This is a genomic window from Pseudomonas sp. GD03903, assembly GCF_029840045.1.
Classification (GTDB): Bacteria; Pseudomonadota; Gammaproteobacteria; order Pseudomonadales; family Pseudomonadaceae; genus Pseudomonas; species Pseudomonas pseudonitroreducens.
The window spans coordinates 20,314-41,429 of the sequence record NZ_JAOCBT010000033.1 but is presented as its reverse complement, the minus strand read 5'-3'; the positions used below and the strand labels follow the sequence as shown (position 1 = coordinate 41,429).

The window sequence follows — 21,116 nt, the reverse complement described above, 5'->3', positions numbered from 1 at the left end:
CGTGGCGCCAAAATAAAGGTAGCTCCGGCGCTGCGGCTGGCAAATGCAACCCGACCCCAACTTTCCGGGCCGGGTTTCTCGGCAAATCCCCGACAAGCGTCGATGACCTCTGTGCTCGCTTCGCGTGCTCGTTGCAGCAGGATGGGTTGCCCCGCCCTGCCCTTGATCAGTGCCGACTGGCGTCGACGGGGCGTACCAGCCAGGCCGCCAGCGCCGGCAGCAGGAGGATCGCGCCGAGCAGGTTGACCAGGAACATGAAGGCCAGAAGGATGCCCATGTCGGCCTGGAACTTCAGGGAGGAGAACGCCCAGGTGGCAATGGACAGGGTCATGGTCACGGCGGTGAATACCGATGCCGTGCCGCGCTGCTTCAGTGCCTCGACGAAGGCCTCGCGCAGGCTGCAGCCACGCTCATGCATCTCGTGCTTGATCCGCTCGAACAGGTAGATGCCGTAGTCGACCCCGACCCCGACGCCTAGCGCGACCACCGGCAGCGTGTTCACCTTGACGCCGATGCCCAGCAAGGCCATCAGCGCATTGCACAGCACCGTCACCAGGGCCAGCGGCACGATCACGCACAAGGTGATGCGCCAGGAGCGGAACATCCACAGGCACAGCAGCGTGACCGAGGCGAACAGCGCGCTGTTCACCAGCTTGTCGCCGGCATGCACCACTTCATTGGTGGCGGCCATCACGCCGACGTTGCCGGAGGCCAGCTGGAATTCGACCTGGTCGTTGTCGTTGGCGGCCTTGAATGCCTTGATCTTGCCCATCAGCGTGGCGATGGTGTCGGCCTGGTGGTCGCGGGTGTAGATCGATACCGGAATCGCGTTGCAGGCGCTGTTCATGTATTCGGTGCCAACGCGCGTGGCGAAGCCTACGCCCTGGGCGATCTGCGCGGTGGGTTCGGGCAGCACGCGCCACTTCAGGTCGGTCTCGGCATAGGCCTGGGTGATGCTGCCGACGAAGCCGGCCAGGCTGCGCACCGAGGACACACCGTCATCCTGGCGCAGATACAGTTCCAGCTCACCGATAGGGTCCAGCACCTCGCGCTTCACGCAGGGGGTTTCCTCGCTGCCCTTGGCGCGGGCGATGACCTGCAACAGATCGACACCGATGGCGAAGTCCCGCGTGATGACGGCAACGTCCTGGTTGTAACGCGAATCCGCGCGCAGTTCCGGCACTCCGGCGCCGATATCGCCAACGTGCAGGTGCCTCGCCTCGAACAGGCCAAAGCCCAGCAGCAGCGCCGCGCAACCCAGTGCCCAGGCAGCGCCGCGGCGGGTCGCCAGAACCCCCAGGCGCTCCCACAGTGCTGCGCCGAGGGTTTCCTTGCCGCGCAGCTTCTGCGCATCGGCGGCAGACAGGCGCATGAACGACAGCAGGATCGGCAGCAGCATCTTGTTGGTGACGATCATCACCGAGACGCCCAGCGTGGCGGTGATGGCCAGCTCGCGGACCATCTCGATATCCACCAGCGCGATCACCACGAAGCCCAGCGCATTCGCCAGCAGTGCCACCGCACCGGGAATGAACAGCTTCTGGAAACAGTTGCGCGAGGCGGTCACGCCATCAGCGCCGTGCAGGGTCTCCAGCTTCCACGCATTGGTCATCTGCACCGCGTGGGAAACGCCGATGGAGAAGATCAGGAACGGCACCAGGATCGACATCGGGTCCAGGGTCAGCCCCAGCAGCGGCAGCAGGCCGAGCAGCCAGATCACCGGCACCACGGCGCAGATCAGCGCCCAGCCGGTGAGCATCAGCGAGCCGGAGTACCAGAACAGCAGGACCGCGGTGATGACGAAGGCGATGATGAAGAAGATCAGCACGCCCGACGCACCCTCGGCGATATCGCCGACGGATTTGGCGAAGCCGATGATGTGAATGCTGATATCCGCGCTCTGGTTTTCCTGGCGGATCTGTTCGAGCTTCTTCGCCACGTCCTGCAGGTCGAGGCGCTGCCCCGTAACCGGGTCGGTTTCCTGCAGGTTGGCAACCACCATGGCCGCGGACAGATCGCTGGAAACGATGCGCCCGACCCAGTCGGATTTCAGCGTGCGCTCGCGCACCTGGGCGATCTGCTCGGGCTTGCCGGCGTAACTGGAATCCACCAGGTTGCCGCCGGTGAAGCCATCCTCCACCACTTCGGTGTAACGCACGTTGGAGGTGAACAGCGAGGTCACCGAACTGCGCTCCACGCCATTGATGAAGAACACTTCATCGGAGACCTTGCGCAGCGCGGCCATGGCCTGCGGCGTGAAGATTTCGCCCTTGTTGTTCTTCACCGCGACCAGCACCTTGTTGGCGCCGCCGAAGTCCTTCTGGTACTCCAGGAAGGTCTTCATGTACTCGTGGTGCAGCGGGATCATCTTGAAGAAGCCCGCCTCCACCTTGAGCTGGCTGGCACTGTAGCCCAGCGCCAGGGTGATCAGGATGAACAGCGCGAGCAGCGGCTTGCGCTGGTGGAAGATCCAGTAGGACACCCGCCCTACCACTCCGCGGGAGAAGTTCTGGCGCTCCAGATGCTCGGCATTCTTCACAAAGTTTTCCTGCATGCTCATGGATCAGTCCTGCACTTGGGGCTTGGCCTGGGGAAGCGTCATCACGCCGTGGTCCCCCACTGCCAGAAGTCGGCCATCGCCGCGCTCGATGGCGCGAGCCAGGCTGGCATGAGTCGAAGGCTGGACGCTGAAGTGGCCGCCCTGGTCATCGCTGGACAGCAACAGCCCGCTGTTGCCCATCACCAGCACATGGCCGGACTTGAGCTCGACGGCGCCGTTGAGAGCGAAGGTGGTGCCGCTCTGCCGTTGTTCCCAGCTCTGGCCGGCATCGGCCGAGTACCAGAGGTTGCCGCGCATGCCGTAGATCAGCAGGCCGCCACCGTTGAGTTGAAGCGCGCCGAACAGGCTGCCGGCGTAGGGACTGGCCATGGCCTGCCAGCTCTGCCCATGGTCGGCCGAGCGAGCCAGCGTGCCGCTCTCGCCCACCAGCAACCAATCGCCGTTGGCCAGGGCGATGATCTGCGAGATGTGCCGGTCGAAGTCATCGCCCAGCACGCTGTGGCGCTGCCAGGTGACGCCGTTGTCCGCCGACATCAGGTAAAGCCCGAAAGCGCCCCAGGCGACCATCCGCCCCTCGCCCATGGCCGCGACGCCCAGCAATGCATCGCCGTTGGTCTCCGCGTCGATCGCCTGCCAGTGGCGGCCGCCATCTTCGGTTTTCAGCAGGGCGCCGCCGTGTCCAACGGCAATGCCGTGACGGGCATCGGTGAACGCAACACCGGCCAGCGTGCGGGTCGTCGACGTGCGTGTGCTGGTCCAGTGGTCACCACTGGCGTCAGCCAGCAACACGACACCCCGCTCGCCGACGGCCACCAGGCCATCGCCGGTATCGGCGACATTGAGCAGGAACACGCGGTCCGGGCGCAGGGTGTAGTCCGCAGCCGGCGTCTGGGCGAAGGCGTATGAGGCGGGCAGGCAGAGGCCTGCCAGCAGCAGAATCTGGCGTGGCGACATGAACTTGTTTCCAGCGGGCGAACGGACCGCCAGGGACGGCCCGTTCGGGTTCAACGAAGGTCGATAGCTATCACTTGCCCATGCGGCGCAGCGCGTCGGGCTGGAAGTCGACGAAGCGACCCTTGATACCGAACGTCCAGGGCTGCGCTTCCTCGTTGGCCAGGCCGGCGAGGTAGTAGCTGCCGTTGCTCAGGTCGTGCCAGATGTTGGCGCGGTACCAGGGCACCTGGGCGTCGTAGAACTGGACCAGCGGGTGCACGCCGATGCGCCAGAGCGTACCGCGGGTGTCGTAGGCGTCGCTGGCCAGTACGGTCCAGGAGTCCTCGTCGAGGTACATCACGCGCTTGCCGTAGACGTGCTTGGCGTCCGGGCGCAATGTGCCTTCCACCACCCATACGCGGTGCAGTTCATAGCGCATGAGGTCCGGGTTCGGCGTATTGGGCGTGAGCAGGTCCTTGTACTTCACGTCCTTGCTGCCCAGCTTGTAGTCGTTGTACGGGACGTACATTTCCTGCTTGCCGACCAGCTTCCAATCGAAGCGGTCCGGGGCGCCGTTGTAGCCGTCGAAGTCATCGGTCACACGCAGGCCTTCGGTGCCGTCGTTGACGTTGTCATAGGCCAGGTCGGGGGCGCGGCGCACGCGGCGCTGGCCGACGTTGTAGATCCACGCCGAACGCACTTCCTTCACCTGATCGATCGGCTCGTGCACCAGCTGTACGGTACCCGCCAGGGTGGCCGGCGAGATGAAGCGCGCGGAATAGTTGAGCAGGCGGTTGTCCGACTGCTTGTCCATGTTGGTGTCGAACACGCGGTTTTCCTGGATACGCACGGTGTAGAAGTCACCGCTGCCGCGTACCGGGAAGGACGCGTAGGTCCGCTGCAGGCCGCCGCCAAGGTAGCGCAGGTTGTGGTTCCAGATCGCTTCCAGGCCGTTCTTCGGAATCGGGAACGGCGTGGTGGTGCCATTCAGATTGCTCACCCCGAAGCCGTTGAGCTGGGCGTTCACCGCCTCCTGCCTGACCTTCTCGGCAACCGCCGCCGGCACCACCGCGGTGCGGTGCGTCGGGTACACCGGCATCTTGAACGCCGGGTACTTGGCCAGCAGCGCCTGCATGCCCGGCGTCACCTTGTCCTTGTATTGCGCCAGGTTGGCGGCGGTGATGGTGAACAGCGGTTTCTCCCCGGCGAAGGGGTCGACATAACCCTGGGCCGGCGACCAGCCCGCCGGCGGCTGGGGCATGCCGCCGGTGTACGCCGGGATCGAACCATCGGCATTGCCGGCCATCTCGCCGCCCAGCGGCGTGAGATCCTTGCCCAGGCGCGCGGCCTGTTCGGCAGTGAGTTGTGCGTGGGCCTGGCTGCTCAGGGCGAGCAGCAGGGCCGCCGTCAGGCCGCCCAGGCGCGCGGCACGGTATGGCTTGTTCATCGGTATGACCTCTTGTTGTTCTGTCAGAAGCTGTAGCTGTAACTGGCGGCGTAGAAATCGCGGTCGTGCAGCGGGTCGTACTCGGCGCTGTTGTCAAAGCTGACGTAGCTGAAGTCGAGCTTTTGCTGCTTGTTGTAATCGAAGGTGATGCCGATGGCGGAGGTCACCCGACCCTCGTTGAACTGGCCGTCCATCGACACGCCGTCGACGTCCTGGCCGAGGAAGGCATAGGGCGACGCGGTGATGCTGGTGCCGAGGAAGTTGTTGTAGTCGAGCTGCCCGCGCAGGCGATAACCCCAGGCAAAGTCGGTGACGTAGCCATCGTTCTTGCAGCCGGCCGGGCTGCTGTTGCGCAGGCTGGCCACTGGCGAGGTGCAGGTATTGCCGCCAGCGGGGATGGTCGGGCTGGAACCCAGGCCGTAGATGAAGCCGCGACCGTAACGGCGGTCGTCGTCACCCTGGGGCACGTTGTTCCACTGGAAACCGGCCTCGGCGATCACCGTCAGGTTGTCGGCCTTGAGCACGTTGGGGAAGACGTTGACGCCGTTGACCTGGAACTGGGTCTTCTCGTAGCGATCCCAGCCGGCGGTGAACGGCGAGCTGGCGACCTTGACCTGCTGGATCAGATCGGCGGCCGGGCCGATGCCGGCAATCGCGCCATTGAGCAGGTCGGCGCCATTGATCTGCACCGGCTGGTTGGGCGAGTAGCTCAGCTCCGAGCCGATGGACCAGCCGGCCAGCGTGGTGGTGAAGCTCAGGCCGAACAGACGGATGTCTTCGGGGTATTCCCAGCTCGGCCCGACGAACTGCCCGGCAGCGTTACGCGCAACGGCGCCGGGGGCACCGGCGTTGGGGAACTCGGTCATGGCCGCCGAACTGGTGCTGCGCAGCCCCAGGTAAGGCGTGCGCGAGTGGTAGTTCAGGTAGTACAGCCCCACTTCGCCATCCAGCGCATCCACCGGCAGGCGGAAGGCCACGCCCCACTGCCCGCTGTCGTGCGGGTCCTTGCCCTTGATCTCCGGCAGGTAGGCGCCGGCGGCCACCTTGGTCGGCGAGGACGGATTGCTGCCGCCCAGGAAGGTACCCAGTTGGCAGTCGCCGAAGTCCTGGCCGATCGCGCTCTCGGTAACCGACCAGTAATGGCCGCAGCCCTCGATGGCGGTGCTCTCGTACTTGAGCTGGTAGAAGGCCTCCATCGACACCCCGGCCGGTAGGCCGACGTTCATGTAGGCCATCCACACGGGGATCAGGGCTTCCTTGAGCTCGGTGCCCGGACGGCGCAGCGCCGGGACGTCCAGCGGGTTGATCTGGTTGATGCCCTGGATGAACGCACTCTCGCCCCAGTTCACCACCTGGCGCCCGAGGCGCAGTTGCACCGGCGTCTCGTCGAAGTAGTAGGTGTTGTACAGGTAGGCATCGAGCAGATAGACGCCGCTGAACTTCTGCAGGTCGGAATAGCCGTCGTCGTTGAGCGGCTTCTTGCGGTAGCCGTTGGAGGCGCTGCCGAAATTGACGTCTTCGTCCTTCAGCGCCTCGTCATACCAGCCCTTGACGCGGATCATCCCGCCCATGTCGCCATTGCGCAGCGACAGGTCGGTGACGAACTTGGCGATGGTGGAGAAGCGATCACCCTTGTCGTAGTTCAGGTTGCCCGCATCCACCGAACCTCCGGTGCCGCCGGACTTGCCGCGCAGGGCGCCGTTGGCGGCGCTGTACAGGTCATTGTCCTGGCCCTCCGCGCGCCATTGGGAGCCGACCGACAACGTGGTGTTCCACTCCCCTTCCCAGCCGTTCTCCAGCTGGAATGGCAAGGCGTGCGCCGCACCGGCGGATGCCAGGAATACGGCCAGGGCCAGCGGTTTGAGGACGGAACGGACAGCGTGATTATTGTTATGCATGCAGGTCTCCGGCATCGCCCTTGCCGCGCCGGGCCTGGAGTGGCCCGCTGGGTGAGCGTTCTTGTTGGTTTGCCCAAGAATGCCCAGAGCCCCGCCAGAATCATTTGTCTGTTCCTGTCAGCCGTTTGTCATTTGACGTCAGCGGTCGAATAATCCTGTTGCCTGCGATAAAAACCCAAGAAGATGCCAGCGCACGCCATCCGTGGCTTTGCAGCCCGACCTCGGCGCCCGCTGAGCGGCTTTCGAACGCAGAGAACTACGCGACCATGACCGCCCTGATCAGAGTCACCTCGCTCACCGGATTTCCCGAACTGGTCACCGACCTGGGCGGTGATCCCGACTCGCTGCTGCGCCAGGTAAGGATCGAGCCGAAGTTGCTGGACAACGGCTCGGCGGTGATTCCCTACCGCGCCATGATCCATTTGCTCGAGCTGTGTGCCGAGCGTCTGGACTGCCCGGACTTCGGCCTGCGCCTGGCCGAACGGCAGAGCATCACCATCCTCGGGCCGCTCGCCGTGGTCGGGCAGAACGCGCGCAACGTCGGCGAGGCGCTGGCGGCGATCACGCGCTTCCTGCACACCTACAGCCCCGGCGTGCTGGTGTACCTGGACAGTGAAACGGACCCCGAGCGCCCCCACCTCATCTACGAACTGCGCCTGCGCCCGCTGCCACGGCAGACACAGATCATCGAGCTGTCCCTGGGCGTGATGTTCAAGACCCTGCAGATGCTCTACGGACCGGGCTTCAAACCGCATGCGGTGTTATCACGTACCGAGGCCCATCTTCCCCAGGCCCGTTACCAGCGTTTCTTCGGTGCGCGCGTGCACTTCGGCCAGGCCTGCACGGCACTGGTATTGCTGCCGGAGCAGCTGAGCAAGCCGATCGACCAGCACAACCGCCAGTTGCACGACACCATGGTGGAGTACATCAGCAGCCTTGGGGCGCACCAGCCGCTGGAGATTCATACGCAGGTAGAGGATGCGATCCGCCGCTTGCTGCCCACGCAACGTTGCGCCCTGCCGCTGATCGCCGAGCAACTCGGGATGCGCGAGCGCTCGCTGCAGCGCCGGCTGGCCGAAAGCGATCGGGTTTTCGAGGCGATGGTCGAGAGTGTCCGTCGCGAGCTGGCCGACCTCTACCTGAGCGAGGCGCAGATGCCCATGGCCCAGGTGGCCGGCCTGCTCGGCTATGCCGAGCAGAGCTCGTTCAACCGCGCCTGCCGGCGCTGGTACGGGACGCCGCCGCGGGAACGGCGCGCGCAATTGCGCGCCGGGGCGGCGGTACAGGGTCAGTCGTAGGTAATCATGATCTTCGCCTGCTGGTCCGGCTGGGCCAGCGCACCGAAGGCATCGGCCACGCCGTCCAGCTTGACCCGCGCGGTGATCATCGGCGCGCCGTCGAGCTTGCCATCGGCCAGCGCGTGAAGCGTCTGCGCAAACTCCTCGCCGGTGTAGCCGAAGGAGAAGTGCACGTTCATTTCCTTGCCGATGCCGATCAGCGGCTCGATACGGTCGCTCTCCATGCACACGCCCACCACGATCAGCCGCGAGCGCGGCGGTGCGTTCTGGATCACCTGCTGGATCAGCCCCGGCACGCCAACGCACTCGAACACCACGCACGGCCTGGGTTGCGGACCGAGTCCGAGCAGCGCCATGGGGCCATTGATGTCGTAGCCGGCAGGTGCGGCCACTTCCAGCCACGACGCATAGGGCGATTGCTCGGCGGGGTTGACCACCACGTCGGCACCCATCTTCTCTGCCAGCGCACGACGGCCGGCGCTGAAGTCCGCCGCCACCACCGGGCCGATACCGCGTGACTTGAGGATGGCGATCATCGCCAGGCCGATGGGGCCACAACCGATGACCACCGGCACTTCGCTGCCGTCGAGCTGCGCGCGGTTCACCGCGTGGGCGGCGACGGTCAGCGGCTCGGTCAGCGCGGCGATGTCCGCCGGCAGGTCGCCGGGCACCGGCAGCAGCATCTGCTCGGCCAGGACCATCTGCTCGCCATAGCCACCGGGGTAGCGGTTGGAGAAACCGATGTGATGGAACTGCTGCGGGGTGATCACGAACGGCAGCGAACAGACGCGGGTGCCGACCTTGAGCTTGCGCTCGCTGCCCGGCCCGTGGTCGAGAATCTCGGCGCAGTATTCGTGGCCGAACACCACATCCTGGCGATCATCGAAGGCGATCGGGATATTGCCGCGCTTGAAGTTGGCGAGCACGTGCTCGCAGTGGTGGAACATGTGCAGGTCCGAACCGCAGATACCGCAGGCCAGGGTCTTGACCAGCACCTCGCCCTGCCCCGGCTCGGGGTTGGCCAGTGAATCGACCTGCAGCTGCTTGTCGCGCATCACGACAGCTTTCATTGAGCGTCTCCATATCCAGGGGTTGGCCACCGCGATGGGCGGCATGAGCAATCAGCTCAGTTGGCCGACTTCGCGCAGCCAGGCTTCGGAGCGGCGCAGCCCTTCGTCCAGGCTGACCTTCGGCGCATAGCCGAGCATCTGTCGTGCCTTGGCAATGGAAATGCCGCCCGTGCGGGAAAACATGTACATGGCGTCCGGGGTGACTTCGTCGTGCCGCCCGAGCAGCCGATTGACGCCCCAGATGCCCCGGGTCAGCGCCGTCGCCAGGCCCAGTGGCAGGCTGCGCGGCGAGCCGGAGCGGCCCGCCCAGCGCCAGTGATGGCTGAAGAATTCCTTGCAGCTGACGTCCTCTGCCGCACTGATGTGGAAGACCTGGCCCTTGCCCTGGGCGAGGCCCGCCGCCAGCATCACGCCGTCCAGCAGGTCGTCGATGTAGACCGGCGTCCAGCGGCCGGAACCGCCGTTGGGCAGGATCAGTGCGCCGGCCCTGGCCATCTTCAGTGGCTCGCTGAGCCAGGCGCGCGAGCCGGGGCCGTAGACATCGCCCGGCCTGACGATGGTGCAGTCGATTTCCCTGGCAGCGTGGGCCGCCAGCACCAGGTGCTCGCTCGCGCCCTTGGCCACGCCGTAGCGGTATTGCTCGCCGATGACCACGTCGCAGCGCTCGTCGGCCTGCTCGGGGTACTGCCAGCCCAGCGCGGCAATGGATGAGAACTGCACGAAACGCTTGGTTCCACTCTGGATGGCGACGTCCAGGCAGTTGCGTACGCCGCGCACCGACACTTCGCGGTATTGCTTCCACGACGCGGCCAGCGACACCACCGCCGCCGTATTGATGAACAGCTCGCAGCCGCGGGCCTGTTCGGCCCACTGCTGCGGGCGTGTCAGGTCACCCGCGACAACCCCATTGGCGGGGTCGGCGCGCAGGTCCATGCCGCGCACTTCGGTGCCCAGCGCACGATACCGCTTGGCCAGCGCCTGGCCGATGAAGCCGCTGGCGCCGGTGATGAAGACCGAACGCGGCACTTCAGGGGTTTGCCCCTGTGCCCCGACCGGCATTGCAGGATGGCCCATCGAGCACGCTCCAGGAATGTTCGTGAAGGGCGGGCGCACTGGCGCCCGCCTACCGGATTCAGCCGACGCTGTAGCCTGCGTGGCCGGGGCGGATATAGCGCGCCGGGTCCAGGCCGCGCTCGGCCACCAGGCGATCGATGAGCTGCATGATGTCGGTGGCGTCCATGACATTCACGAAGTTGCCGTCCTGGTCGAAATTGATGTTGGCGCCATGCACCACCATCACGGTGTCGGTCGGCTCGGTGTTGTCGGCCGGCACGCTGAAGGTGTGGATCGAGCCACCCGGCTCATAGAGGTAGCAACCGGCGGTTTGCGGCTGGTCCGGGTATTCCACGTAGTTCCACTGGCCGCTCAGGGTGAACAGGTGCACCGGGCCGGTGTGGTAGTGGCAAGGCAGGCGCACGCCGGGCTGGAAGATCACCCGCAGAGTCCACACGCCCAGGTTCGGGTCCAGGTACAGCGGCTGTACGTCGACACCGGGGAAGTACGGCGCGAGGGCGTCCTTGTAGATCGGCAGCTCGCGGGTGTTGAGGGTGAGCAGTTCCTTGTGCTCGAAGACGGGAGTGGGCATTGGCATTGTTGTTCTCCTCAGGCAGGCAATTGACGGGGCGGCTTCTGCGCCCTGTCGCCATACTGCGGCGACGCCCTCCCGAAGAATTGTCACTTCACGTCAGGCGCTTGGCATTTGCCGCCAGCGCAGAGCATGAAAGCCCGTGGCCAAGGCCGTGCCGGAGCTGCGTTCAGCCGGCTACCAGATCGGGCATTGCCCTCCGCATTGTTGCCTGCTGCCGCGCGCCCTTCTTGTCATTTGCCGCCGTCGATTTGCCCTTTCGTGCCAGCTGAAAATTCAGCCCCGCCAGCGCAGTTCAAGCATTTACTTCCCGCGACGGTCGGTGCTACCTGAATAGCGATCGATCCGAATCAACAGAAGCGCCCCGGCAACTTGCAAACCTGTGGCTAGACTCCACTGACCCGGTCTGATTTGCCGCCCATGGGCATTCCGTTCAGCCGGAAATTCCCCGTCGATCGCCCCACTGGTACTGAAGATTCCAGGCAATACAACAGGAGTGTCCATGAAACCGCTGATCTTCGCTGCGTCCCTGCTTTCCCTTGCGATCCCCGCCGCCTATGCCCAGATATCCGACAAACAGGCCGAAGACGCCTACCTCTACGGTTACTCCATCGACGAGGCGTACAAGTTCTTCTATGAGACAGCGGTCAAGACCCACACGCCGCTCAATCGCTTCCAGAACATCCGCCACCTGGCCGACGACACCTACACCGACCACCCGACCATCAACAACGACACGCTGCACCTGATGGGCTGGCTGGACGTCGCCGCGGAACCGGTGATCGTCAGCGTTCCGGACATGGACAAGGGCCGTTACTGGGTCCTGCACACCATGGACATGGGCCACTACACGGTAACCATGATCGGCTCGCGCACCCACGGCAACAAAGGCGGCCACTTCATGTTCGCCGCGCAGGACTGGAAAGGCGAAGTGCCGGGCAGCGTCGACGAGGTGATCCGCGTCGACTCCAACCTGGTCAAGCTGATGGGACGGATCATGGCCACTGGCCCGGAAGACACCAAGGTGGCGCTCAAGTACATGGACGACTGGAACGTGCGGACGCTCTCGGCGTACCTGGGCGAGCGCGGCCCCAAGGAAAAGCAGCGCACCTACCCGGACCCGGCGAAGACCAACTGGCTGCAGCGGGTCAACTTCGTGCTGTGCGATGGCAGCATGGGCAAGGCCGACCAGAAGTGGCTGAGCCAGTACAAGGCCGAAGGCCTGGAGCCCTGCAAGGAAAACTTCAGCCAGGAGCAACTGGCCGCCGCCAAGAAAGGTGAAGAGCTGGGCATGAAGCACATCAAGGAACTCGGCCCGACCTTGACCAGTTCCGAGAAGTCGCTGGGCACGCGCGAGCAACTGGGCGACGGCGCCCGTGACCTGTTCGCCGTGGGCACCTATCTCGGCCAGTGGGGGCTGCCGCCGGAAGAAAGCACCTACCTCCAGGCGGTGAAAGGCAGCGACGGCAAGCCGATCAACGGCGCCAACGGCAAGTCCTACCGCATGACCTTCAAGGCGCCGGACGTCAGCCAGTTCTGGTCGTTCACCGTCTACGGCACCGACAACCGCTTCATGGCGCACAACGAGCTCAACCGCCACAGCCGTGGCGACCGCACGCTGAAGCCGGACGCCGATGGCAACTACACCATCGAGCTGAGCGCCAAGGGCGACGCCAACGACCCGAACTTCCTGCCGATCCCCGAGAAGGATGCCTACATCATCATGCGCCTGTACGGCCCGAGCAAAGCGGTGCAGCAGGGCAGCTACAAGTTCCCGGCCATCGAGGTCGTCAAACAGTGACGACGCGTCCTGCCCCTCTCGCGGGGGCAGGATTTTCCCCTCCTCCGCGCCACCCGCCTCGCCAAGCCTGACAATCCCCCGCACCCGCTGCGCAAAAGCACAAAGGCCCCTGCATCACCGGTTGTCGATGAGGCAGAGGCCTTCGTTGGCAGGTCCGGCTCCGCTTGCCGGGCGCGGACTCGAGACCGGGATCAGGACTTCTTCGGGCAGGTCCAGACCGTCTCGATGATGTTGCGCTGCATGTACATGCCCTTCGGCGCGTACTCGCCCATCACCTTGGCGATGTCGCTGTCCTTGTCGACGCTGTTCACGCCGTGCTTGAAGTCCGGCGAGGTGAGCATGTTGCGCAGTTGCACGACGGCAACGTCGGGGTCCTTCACGCCGTCGCCATCATCGGCGATCGGCAGCCAGGCGATGCCGCATTCGGTGTGGGCCACGCGCGGGCGGTCCTTCTTCTTGCTGACCATGATGGTGTAGTAGCCCTTGGCGTCCAGCGGCACCTTCTCGTCGAACACGCAGTCGTTGACGCGGGTGTTGGCGAAGCCCTGGTTGGAGCACATCGACCAGTAGCGCATCTCGCCGCTGCCCATGCGCTTGTCACCCTTGAAGGTGGTCGGGGTGGTCGGCGCCTTGCCGCGGATCACCAGCACGTCGCCGAAGCGAGTGTTGATGATGGTGCGGATGTACTGGTTGTCCAGGTTGGGGAAGAAGCCGCCTTCGCTGCGCCGGGCGTTGGGATCGATGTCACCGGTGTACATGCCGATCAGCGCCTTGCGGTCGAGCTGGATGTGCCACTCGGGAGTTTCCTGGGCCGGGTGCGTATCGGGCTTGCCGGGCTGGTTCAGCAGCGCCAGGTACTGCGACTTGGGAATGCCGATCGCCGCGACATTCAGACGTGGCGGCTGCTCGGCGTGCAGGGCCTGGCAGGCTTCCTGGCCTTCGAGCACGGTGCCGTCCTTGAGCGTCAGTACCGGCACGGGTACGTCCACGCCGCCGGTGGGGTGCAGCCCCTTGTCGGAAGCGTAGATGCGGTAGAGCACGATCTGCTGGCCGGCCTTGCTGGTGGGCGCATGCAGGCTGCGGCCGGCGCCGTCCTGTTCGAGCTTGCCGATGCTTTCTTCGCCGGCATCGCGGGACTGGTTAAGCACCGTCAGGCGGTAGTCGCGCTGCTTGCCGTCGCGCGCGGCACCGGCGACGAAGGGGTTGGTGCTGCCGGGCTGCGGCTTGATCAGGTAGTCGGCCACCGACTCGATGGGCACGCCCTTCTCGTCATAGCTGATGAAGGAGATGTAGCGCGAATGCGGGAACTGGCCCTTGATCTCCAGCTTGGCGCCTTCGGGTGTATTGAACATCGCCGCCCAGTACGCCGTAGCGGCATCCGGGTAGGCGGCGTTGGCATAGGGGTCGCCGCTGACCGGGCCATGCTTGAAGAAGCAGTTGCGCGGCCCGGGCACGCCGATCTCATCCGCCGCGCTGGCCTGTCCGGCCACGCCCATCAGCCCGCTGGAGGCCAGCAGGACAGCGCTTATCAAAGCTTTCATACGCAGTTCCTTTCCATTGTTTCCGGGCGCACCCGGCCAGGCCGGGCGCCATCCGGCGCCCAGCGGTGAGGGTTGTGAGGGAGTGGGCTCAGCGGCCCATGCGGCGCAGCGCGTTGGCGCTGAAGTCCATCAGGTGCGCGGGGGCGCTGAAGTTGTAGCCGGCTTCCTGGTTGCGCAGCCCCACCACGCCGTAGCGGCGCGATTGCAGGTCGTAGGAAACCTCGCTGGGGGCGTAGGGCATGGCCACGTCATAGAACTGGATCGGATGGGCTTCCTGTACGCGCCACAGTTCACCACGGCCGTCATACAGGTCGGCGGCGACGATGGCCCAGCTGTCCTCATCGAGGTAGTAGGTGCGCTTGGCATAGATGTGCCGCTCGCCGGCCTTCAGCTTCGCCTCGACCACCCAGACGCGGTGACGCTCGTAACGCAGCAGGTCCTGGTTGAGGTGCCCCGGACGCACGATGTCGGCGTACTTGAGCGCGTGGTCCTGCAGCTTGTAGGTGTTGTACGGGATGAGCATTTCGCGCTTGCCGACCAGCGTCCAGTCGTAGCGGTCGGGCGCGCCGTTGTACATGTCGAGCATGTCGGTGGTGCGCAGGCCGTCGAAGTTCTGCTGCGGGTTGTCATAGGCGATTTCCGGCGCGCGCAGCACGCGACGCTGACCGGGGTTGTAGGTCCAGGCCAGGCGGCGTTCCTTGACCTGGTCCAGCGGCTCGTGCACCAGGTTGGCCGAGCCGGCCACGCTTTCCGGCGCGGTCAGGTAGGTGATGTAGTACAGCAGGCGATTGGGCTCGGCATCGGACACCGCGCTCGCTGGGGCCAGCTTCTGCCGGCGAATCAGCGGCGTGAAGCTGCCGTTGGCCTGCACGGCGAACTCCGCGTAGCTGGTTTCCCAGCCGTTGCCGCGGTAGCGCGCCAGGTGGTTCCACAGCGCTTCCAGGCCATTCTTCGGGATCGGGAACGGCACGCTGGCGCCGCTGTAGCCTTGCAGGCCGTTGCCGTTGGCGAGCAACTCCACGGTCTGGCTCTGTTGGCGAGTAGCCGCGTAGGCGGCCTCGGGCAGCGCCGCGCTGCGGTGAGTCGGATAGACCGGCAGCTTGTAGTCGCTGAAGGTCGTGAGTATCGCCTTCTGCCCCGGCGAGAGCAGCTCGGCGTACTGCGCCATGTTGGCGGCGCTGACGGTGAACAGCGGCGCTTCGCTGGCATAAGGGTCGGCGTAGTTGCCGCCGGCCTTGAAGCCTGCCGGGGCCTGGGTCAGGCCGCCGGTCCAGGCGGGGATGCTGCCATCGGCATTGCCGGCTTTCTCGGCGCCAGTGGGCGTCAGGTCGGCGCCCAGGCGCGCTGCCTGGCTGGCATCGAGCCTGGCAAAGGCCACGGGGCTGGCGAGCAGCGAGGCTACCGCCAGGGCGATCAGGGTTCGGGTCATGTCGGAGTCTCCGGCTTAGAAGCCCATGCTCAGGCTCAGGGAAATGAAATCGGTGTCGGCACCCAGGAAGTACGGCGAGCCACCGGCGGCGTTGTAGGAGAGCTCGGCGCTGTAGCGCGACAGGTAGTCAGCCTTCACGCCCAGCGCGCCCTGCACGCGTTTTTCGATGATCGAGCCGTCCCACGACCAGCCGTCCACGTCGTAGCCCAGCGCCAGGTAGGGCGAGAGGTTGACGCCGGCGAAGGCGTCCGCGTAGTTGAGCTGGGTGCGGGTGCGAATGCCCCAGGCGGTGGACGTGACGAAGCCCTTGTCGGTGCAGCCCTTCTTCGCCGCCGAGGGGTTGCTCGCCGAGGTGCAGCTGCCGTCGAGCAGGGAGAAGCCGTACATCTCGGTGCGGCCGTAGCGGCGTTCGTCGCTGTCGGGCAGGCCGTTGGCCCAGCGCCAGGCGACCTCGCCGGTGAACGCCAGGTTCTCCGCGCCCAGCACGTTGCCGAAGGTCTTCAGCGTACCCAGCGAGGCGGCTCCGACATTGAAGCGGTCATATCCGGCGTTGGTTCCGCCAGCGGGCGTGGCGAGGAAATCGTCGTTGAGCAGGAACGCCGGGTTGCCCGCCAGCGGGCCGCCGTAGGACGCCAGGAGATCGCCCGAATGCAGTTGCAGCGGCTGGTTCGGGCGGAAGCTGACTTCGCCGAACACCGACCAGCCGGCCAGGTTGCTGTTGAAACTGGCGCCGATGACGTGGATGTCTTCGGGATAGCTCAGCTGGTACTGCGCATTGTTCACCAGGTCCGTCGGGCTGAAGCTGGCGCCGCTGGCGCGGTTGGCCTTGATCGCACCGATCAGCGGCGTGCGGCTGTGGATGTTCAGGTAGTAACCGGCCACCTCCGTGCCCAGTTCATCGATGAAGTAACGTGCCGCGACACCGAACTGGCCGTCGTCGCGCGGGTCCTTGTCGCCCGCGCGGCGCAGGTATGCGCCGTTCTCCAGGCGCGTGCCATCGTCGAAGCCGGCCAGCGCCGCGCCATTGGGCGCCATCACCGCGTTGCAGCCCTCGGAGATGTAGTCGACCGCGGCGAAGTAGGTACCGCAACCTTCGAGCACCGACTTGCGCCACTGCAGCTGGTAGAAGGCTTCCAGGCTCAGGTTGCTGGTCAGGCTGAGGTTGCCGTAGAGCATCGGCACCGGGACCAGCGCCTCCTTGACCTCGGAGCCCGGCCGGCGCAGGGCGGCGGCATCCACCGGGTTGATGCTGTTGATGCCGTTGAGGAAGAACAGCGATTCGCCCCAGTTCACCGACTGGTTGCCACCGCGCACCTGCAGGGCGCTGTCGCCGAGCTGGAAATCACCGTAGGCATAGGCGTCGAGCAACTCCACGCCCTGGAACTTGGCGAGGTCGTCGTAATGGCTGTCGTCCAGCCGCCCGCCGTGGTCGTAGCCATTGGCGGAGCTGCCCCAGGGCACCTCATCGTGGTTCAGGCGGTAGTCGTACCAGGCCTTGGCGCGGGTGAAAAGGCCGTAGTTCTGCCACTTCAGGTCCATCTCGCCGATGAAGCTCAGCGGCGTGGAGATCAGCGTGCCGCTGTCGCGGTAGTTGAGGCGGCGATCGTCGTTGTTGCGGCCGACGCCGTTGGGGTCGAACGACTGGCCGATGGCCTGGGCGTTCTGCGGGTAGATCATGGACTTGTTGGCATCCTCGGCGCTCCACAGGGCGCCGAGGGACAGCTTGCCGTTCGCGCGTCCCTGGATATCGCCCAGCTGGAACTCGGCCGCCAGCACCGGGCTGCCGATGAGGGCGATCAACAGTGCGAGACGATGCGGACGGAACGCAGGGACGCGCCGACGATGAGCGATGCGGTTCATGCAAGGAGACCTTTCTTGTTTTAGTGTTGGTGGAGCCCGCGCAACGGGTCACCGCACCATTGTCAGACTCTCCTTCTCCCCTGCCCTGACCTTGCGATTCAAAAGACTGACTCTGGAAAGCAGGGCCACCAGCGCCGGCAGCAACAGCAGCGCGCCGAGCATGTTCCAGAGGAACAGCAGCGTCAGCAGCAGGCCCATGTCGGCCTGGAAGCGGATACTGGAGAACACCCAGGTGGCGACGCCCAGTGCCAGGGTGAAGCCGGTGAAGGCCACTGCCGTGCCGGTGCTGCGCAGGGTTTCGAAGTAAGCCTGTTCCAGCGGCAGGCCGCGCTTGAGGAAGGCGTCCAGGCGGCTGTACAGGTAGATGCCGTAATCCACGCCAATGCCCACCCCGAGCGCGATCACCGGCAATGTGGCGACCTTCACGCCCATGCCCATGCGCGCCATCAGCGCCTCGCAGAGAATCGCCGAGAGGTACAGCGGCAGCACCAGGCTGAGCGTCACCCGCAGCGAGCGGAATTCCCACCAGACCATCAGCGCGACGATGCCCAGCACCAGCGCCAGCATCCGGTGGTTGGCCACCTCGATGACCTGGTTGGTCGCCGCCTCGACACCCGCGTTGCCACCGGCGATCAGCAGCTCGTGTTCGGGCAGCTGATACTCCGCGTTGAACGCCTCGATGGCCTTCACCAGCCCGGCCAGGGTCGTGGCCTTGTGGTCGGCGAGGAACACGCTGATCGGCACGCTGCTGCAATCGGAGCTGGCGAACTCGCTGGAAACGCTGGAACGGGCGGCGTTCATCACGAAGCGATCGCGCGACAGCTCATCCCACTTCGGGTTGGCCTCGTTGCGCGCGAGGATCGCCTGGCGCATGCGCTGGTACAGCGAGTCAGTTCGGGTTACGCCCGGCACCTGGCGCAGGCGCTGCTCCAGCAGGCTGGCGAGATCCGCCGCCGCAAAGCGCGCGCATTGCTCGGCCGGGGTATGCAGCAGCACCACCAGCACATCGGTGCTGGTGCTGTAGTGCTGCAGCAGGTAGGCGTTGTCCAGGTTGTAGCGCGCAGTGGCGCGGAACTCCGGCGCGCCACGGTCCAGGTCGCCGATCTGCAGGTCGCGCGCCAGGTACATCGAACCTGCCAGCAGGCCGGCGCTGACCAGCACGCAGAGCAGCGCCGGGCGCGGCCGGACCACGCGGCTGACCAGGCGCCACAACGGGCGCGGCGAGGCATCGCGCAGACGTTGCCGAGCCAGCCCGCGCGGGCTGACGCCGACATACGACATCAACACCGGCAACAGCAGCATCTTCGTCAGCAGGGCCACCGCCACACCGAGGCTGGCGGAGAGCGCCAGCTGGCGGATCACACCGATGTCGATGATCAGCAGGGTGGCGAAGCCGATGCCGTCGGCGATCAGCGCCATCGAGCCGGGAATGAACAGGATGCTGAAATTCTTCCGCGCCGCCTCCAGGCGCGTGGCGCCAGTGGCCATTTCGCTGGCCATCAGGTTGATGTTCTGCACCGCGTGGCTGGTGGCGATGGAGAAGATCAGGAACGGCACCAGGATCGAGTAAGGGTCCAGGCCCACGCCCAGCAGGCGCAACAGGCCCAGTTGCCAGACCACGGTGAGCAGGCAGGTGGCGATGGTCACCAGGGTGCTGCGCCAGCAGCGGCAGTACAGGTAGATCAACACGCTGATCAGCGCCAGGGTGGCGCAGAACAGCAGCAGGATGACCCCCGCCCCGCTGATCAGGTCGCCGATGATCTGGGCAAAGCCGACCACCCGAATATGGCTGTCCGCACCATCGAAGTGCTCGCGCACCTTGGCTTCCAGCGCGTGGCTGAAGCTGGCGTAATCCAGTTGCCGGCCGGTCTGCGGATCGACCTCCAGCAGCGGCACGAGAATGATCGCCGAGCGCTCGTCGTTGGCCACCAGCGAACCGACCAGGCCGGCACGCGCGACGTTGCTGCGCACCTGTGCCAGCGAGGCGGCAGCGCCGTCATAGCCATCCGGGATGATCCGCCCGGCGCGCAGGCCATCGCTGGTGACTTCCTGCCAGAACACGTTGGGCGTCCACAGCGATTTCAGGTTGCCGCGGTCGACGCCGGGCAGGTAGAAGATCGCGTCGTTGACTTCCCGCAGGCGCTCCATGAAGCCCTTCTCGAACACCGATCCCCTGGGGTTCTCGACGATCACCCGGAGCAGGTTGCTCTGCGGCCGGAGCATGTCCTCGAAGCGCAGGTAGTTGAGGATGAACGGATGCTTGAGCGGGATCATCTTGCTGAAGCTGGCGTCCGGGCGAATCTGCACGGCCTGCCAGGCAAGCACGAGACTGGCCAGCAGGAACACCAGCAGGACCAGCGGACGGCGGGAAAACAGCACGCGTTCGAGGGTGCCGATGAAGCGACGCTCGTGGTGGGATACCGGCATGTTCATTGGAAGCGCTCCAGCAGTTCCTGGCGGTTGAGCTGCAGCAGGCCCTGGCGTCCGGCCAGTTCGATGCTGCCGTCGGCGAGCTGAGCGGCCGCCATCCAGCCGCGCTGCTGCGGGTCGCGCCAGAGGCGGAAGTGCTGCAGGTCGTCGCTGTAGAGCAGGCTGCCGCCCTGGCCGACCAGCAGGACTCCGCCATGGCCCAGGCGCGTCCCGCCGAACAGGCTGGCCTTGGCCGGTACCGGCAGCTTCTGCCAGGTCACACCGGCGTCCTGCGAGCGTGCGACGAAGCCGCCAAAGCCAACTGCCAGCACGTCGCCCGGAGCCGCGAGCGGAATCAGCCGATACAACGATGCATTGCCCAGTTGGCGCAGCGGCTCCCAGTGCTGCCCGGCATCGGCGGACCGATACAGGCGCCCTCCTTCACCGGCGACCAGCAGGACGTCCGGGGCGGCTTCCAGCACGCTGTTCAGATGCAGGCGCTCGGGGTTCGGCAGGTTGTCCAGCAGGCGCCAACGGGTACCGCCATCATCGGTTTCGAGCATCACGCCGTAGGCGCCGACAATCCAGCTGCGGCGCTCATCACGACTCCACAGGTCGAGCAGTGGACGGGCAGGTCCGGCGTCCTGGCTGGCCTGGGCGTCGTCGGCATAGAACTGCGCATCATCCAGCCGCTGGCGCAGTTGGCTGTCGTCCGGCGCGGCATCGCTGGCGGCCTGGGCCGCCTGCAGCGCGCGCTGCGCGGAGTCCTGCAGCAGCTGGTTGATCTGCCGACCATCGAGCACGCGCTGCCACGCCTTGCCCGGCAGCTGGCGCAGGACCAGACCATCGTGCCCGGTCGCCCAGAGCGCCTGGCCAGGCTGGCCGCGCACAGCGGTCAGCAGCACGCTGGAAGGGCTGCCCTGCTGCTGCCAGTTGCCGCGCCCATCGCCTTGCAGGATCAGGCCATCGCGACCGACCGCGACCAAGCCTTCGGGCAGGCTCAGCAGGTCGTTGAAAGACTGCTGCGCAGCCTTGGGTTGAGCAGGTGCCGGACGCTCCAGGCGATCGACCGGCGGCTGGGCCGCAAGCGCGCCGGCGCTGGCCAGCAGCAGCGCGGAAAACAGGATGGACAGGTGCATGGGGGAAGCCTCATGGCGGACCGGGCATTGGCCGCCTCCTGCCCCAGCATGGCGCTCGCCGTGACGGCGAACCTGTCCAAACCGTT

14 protein-coding genes are annotated in these 21,116 nt (G+C 65.7%); 2 read left to right on the top strand and 12 right to left on the bottom strand.

The annotated features are described in order from the left end of the window. Positions 1 to 166: 166 nt before the first annotated feature. The 4 genes from N5C91_RS30185 to N5C91_RS30170 all read right to left on the bottom strand — a co-directional run bounded on the left by N5C91_RS30185 (position 167) and on the right by N5C91_RS30170 (position 6,838). Complete coding sequence (locus N5C91_RS30185; protein ID WP_279834071.1) at positions 167 to 2,560, bottom strand: efflux RND transporter permease subunit; 2,394 nt, start codon at positions 2,558 to 2,560, stop codon at positions 167 to 169. A gap of 3 nt (positions 2,561 to 2,563) precedes the next feature. After that, complete coding sequence (locus N5C91_RS30180) at positions 2,564 to 3,514, bottom strand: YCF48-related protein (protein WP_279834069.1); 951 nt, start codon at positions 3,512 to 3,514, stop codon at positions 2,564 to 2,566. Positions 3,515 to 3,584: 70 nt separating this feature from the next. After that, positions 3,585 to 4,940 carry a DUF1329 domain-containing protein gene (locus tag N5C91_RS30175; protein WP_279834067.1) on the bottom strand — a complete coding sequence of 452 codons (1,356 nt, stop codon included), beginning with the start codon at positions 4,938 to 4,940 and terminating at the stop codon, positions 3,585 to 3,587. A 23-nt stretch (positions 4,941 to 4,963) separates the two neighbouring features. Further along, the gene (locus N5C91_RS30170; protein ID WP_279834066.1) at positions 4,964 to 6,838 is read right to left on the bottom strand and encodes a DUF1302 domain-containing protein; all 1,875 of its coding nucleotides are present in this window, start codon (positions 6,836 to 6,838) and stop codon (positions 4,964 to 4,966) included. Positions 6,839 to 7,104: 266 nt separating this feature from the next. Between N5C91_RS30170 and N5C91_RS30165 the strand changes: the two genes are divergently transcribed. Further along, positions 7,105 to 8,136 carry an AraC family transcriptional regulator gene (locus tag N5C91_RS30165; protein ID WP_279834065.1) on the top strand — a complete coding sequence of 344 codons (1,032 nt, stop codon included), beginning with the start codon at positions 7,105 to 7,107 and terminating at the stop codon, positions 8,134 to 8,136. Here N5C91_RS30165 and N5C91_RS30160 read toward each other — a convergent pair. Genes N5C91_RS30160 through N5C91_RS30150 form a run of 3 tightly spaced genes read right to left on the bottom strand, consistent with a single transcriptional unit; the run spans position 8,127 to position 10,857 of the window. Beyond that, a complete protein-coding gene (locus tag N5C91_RS30160; RefSeq protein WP_279834064.1) occupies positions 8,127 to 9,206 on the bottom strand; it encodes a zinc-binding dehydrogenase in 1,080 nt (359 codons plus the stop codon). The genes N5C91_RS30165 and N5C91_RS30160 overlap by 10 nt on opposite strands. A 51-nt stretch (positions 9,207 to 9,257) precedes the next feature. Then, positions 9,258 to 10,280 (bottom strand): NAD-dependent epimerase/dehydratase family protein, encoded by a 1,023-nt coding sequence (locus N5C91_RS30155; protein WP_236170580.1) that lies wholly within the window; start codon positions 10,278 to 10,280, stop codon positions 9,258 to 9,260. A 58-nt stretch (positions 10,281 to 10,338) separates the two neighbouring features. Continuing rightward, positions 10,339 to 10,857: a 2,4'-dihydroxyacetophenone dioxygenase family protein gene (locus tag N5C91_RS30150; RefSeq protein ID WP_236198849.1), complete on the bottom strand. Its 519-nt coding sequence runs from the start codon at positions 10,855 to 10,857 to the stop codon at positions 10,339 to 10,341. 496 nt (positions 10,858 to 11,353) lie between these two features. Between N5C91_RS30150 and N5C91_RS30145 the strand changes: the two genes are divergently transcribed. Beyond that, a complete protein-coding gene (locus N5C91_RS30145; RefSeq protein ID WP_236198848.1) occupies positions 11,354 to 12,652 on the top strand; it encodes a DUF1254 domain-containing protein in 1,299 nt (432 codons plus the stop codon). A 191-nt stretch (positions 12,653 to 12,843) separates the two neighbouring features. Here the strand turns inward: N5C91_RS30145 and N5C91_RS30140 are convergent, their stop codons facing one another. The 5 genes from N5C91_RS30140 to N5C91_RS30120 form a co-directional block, all read right to left on the bottom strand. Next, entirely contained in the window at positions 12,844 to 14,193 is a 1,350-nt protein-coding gene (locus N5C91_RS30140; protein WP_279834062.1) for a hypothetical protein, read from the bottom strand. An 88-nt stretch (positions 14,194 to 14,281) separates the two neighbouring features. Beyond that, the gene (locus N5C91_RS30135) at positions 14,282 to 15,622 is read right to left on the bottom strand and encodes a DUF1329 domain-containing protein (RefSeq protein WP_279834061.1); all 1,341 of its coding nucleotides are present in this window, start codon (positions 15,620 to 15,622) and stop codon (positions 14,282 to 14,284) included. 15 nt (positions 15,623 to 15,637) lie between these two features. Next, entirely contained in the window at positions 15,638 to 17,482 is a 1,845-nt protein-coding gene (locus N5C91_RS30130) for a DUF1302 domain-containing protein (RefSeq protein ID WP_236170585.1), read from the bottom strand. A 48-nt stretch (positions 17,483 to 17,530) separates the two neighbouring features. Next, the gene (locus N5C91_RS30125; RefSeq protein ID WP_279834059.1) at positions 17,531 to 19,915 is read right to left on the bottom strand and encodes an MMPL family transporter; all 2,385 of its coding nucleotides are present in this window, start codon (positions 19,913 to 19,915) and stop codon (positions 17,531 to 17,533) included. Further along, entirely contained in the window at positions 19,912 to 21,030 is a 1,119-nt protein-coding gene (locus N5C91_RS30120; RefSeq protein WP_279834057.1) for a YCF48-related protein, read from the bottom strand. The genes N5C91_RS30125 and N5C91_RS30120 overlap by 4 nt, the downstream gene beginning before the upstream one ends. Positions 21,031 to 21,116: the final 86 nt, after the last annotated feature.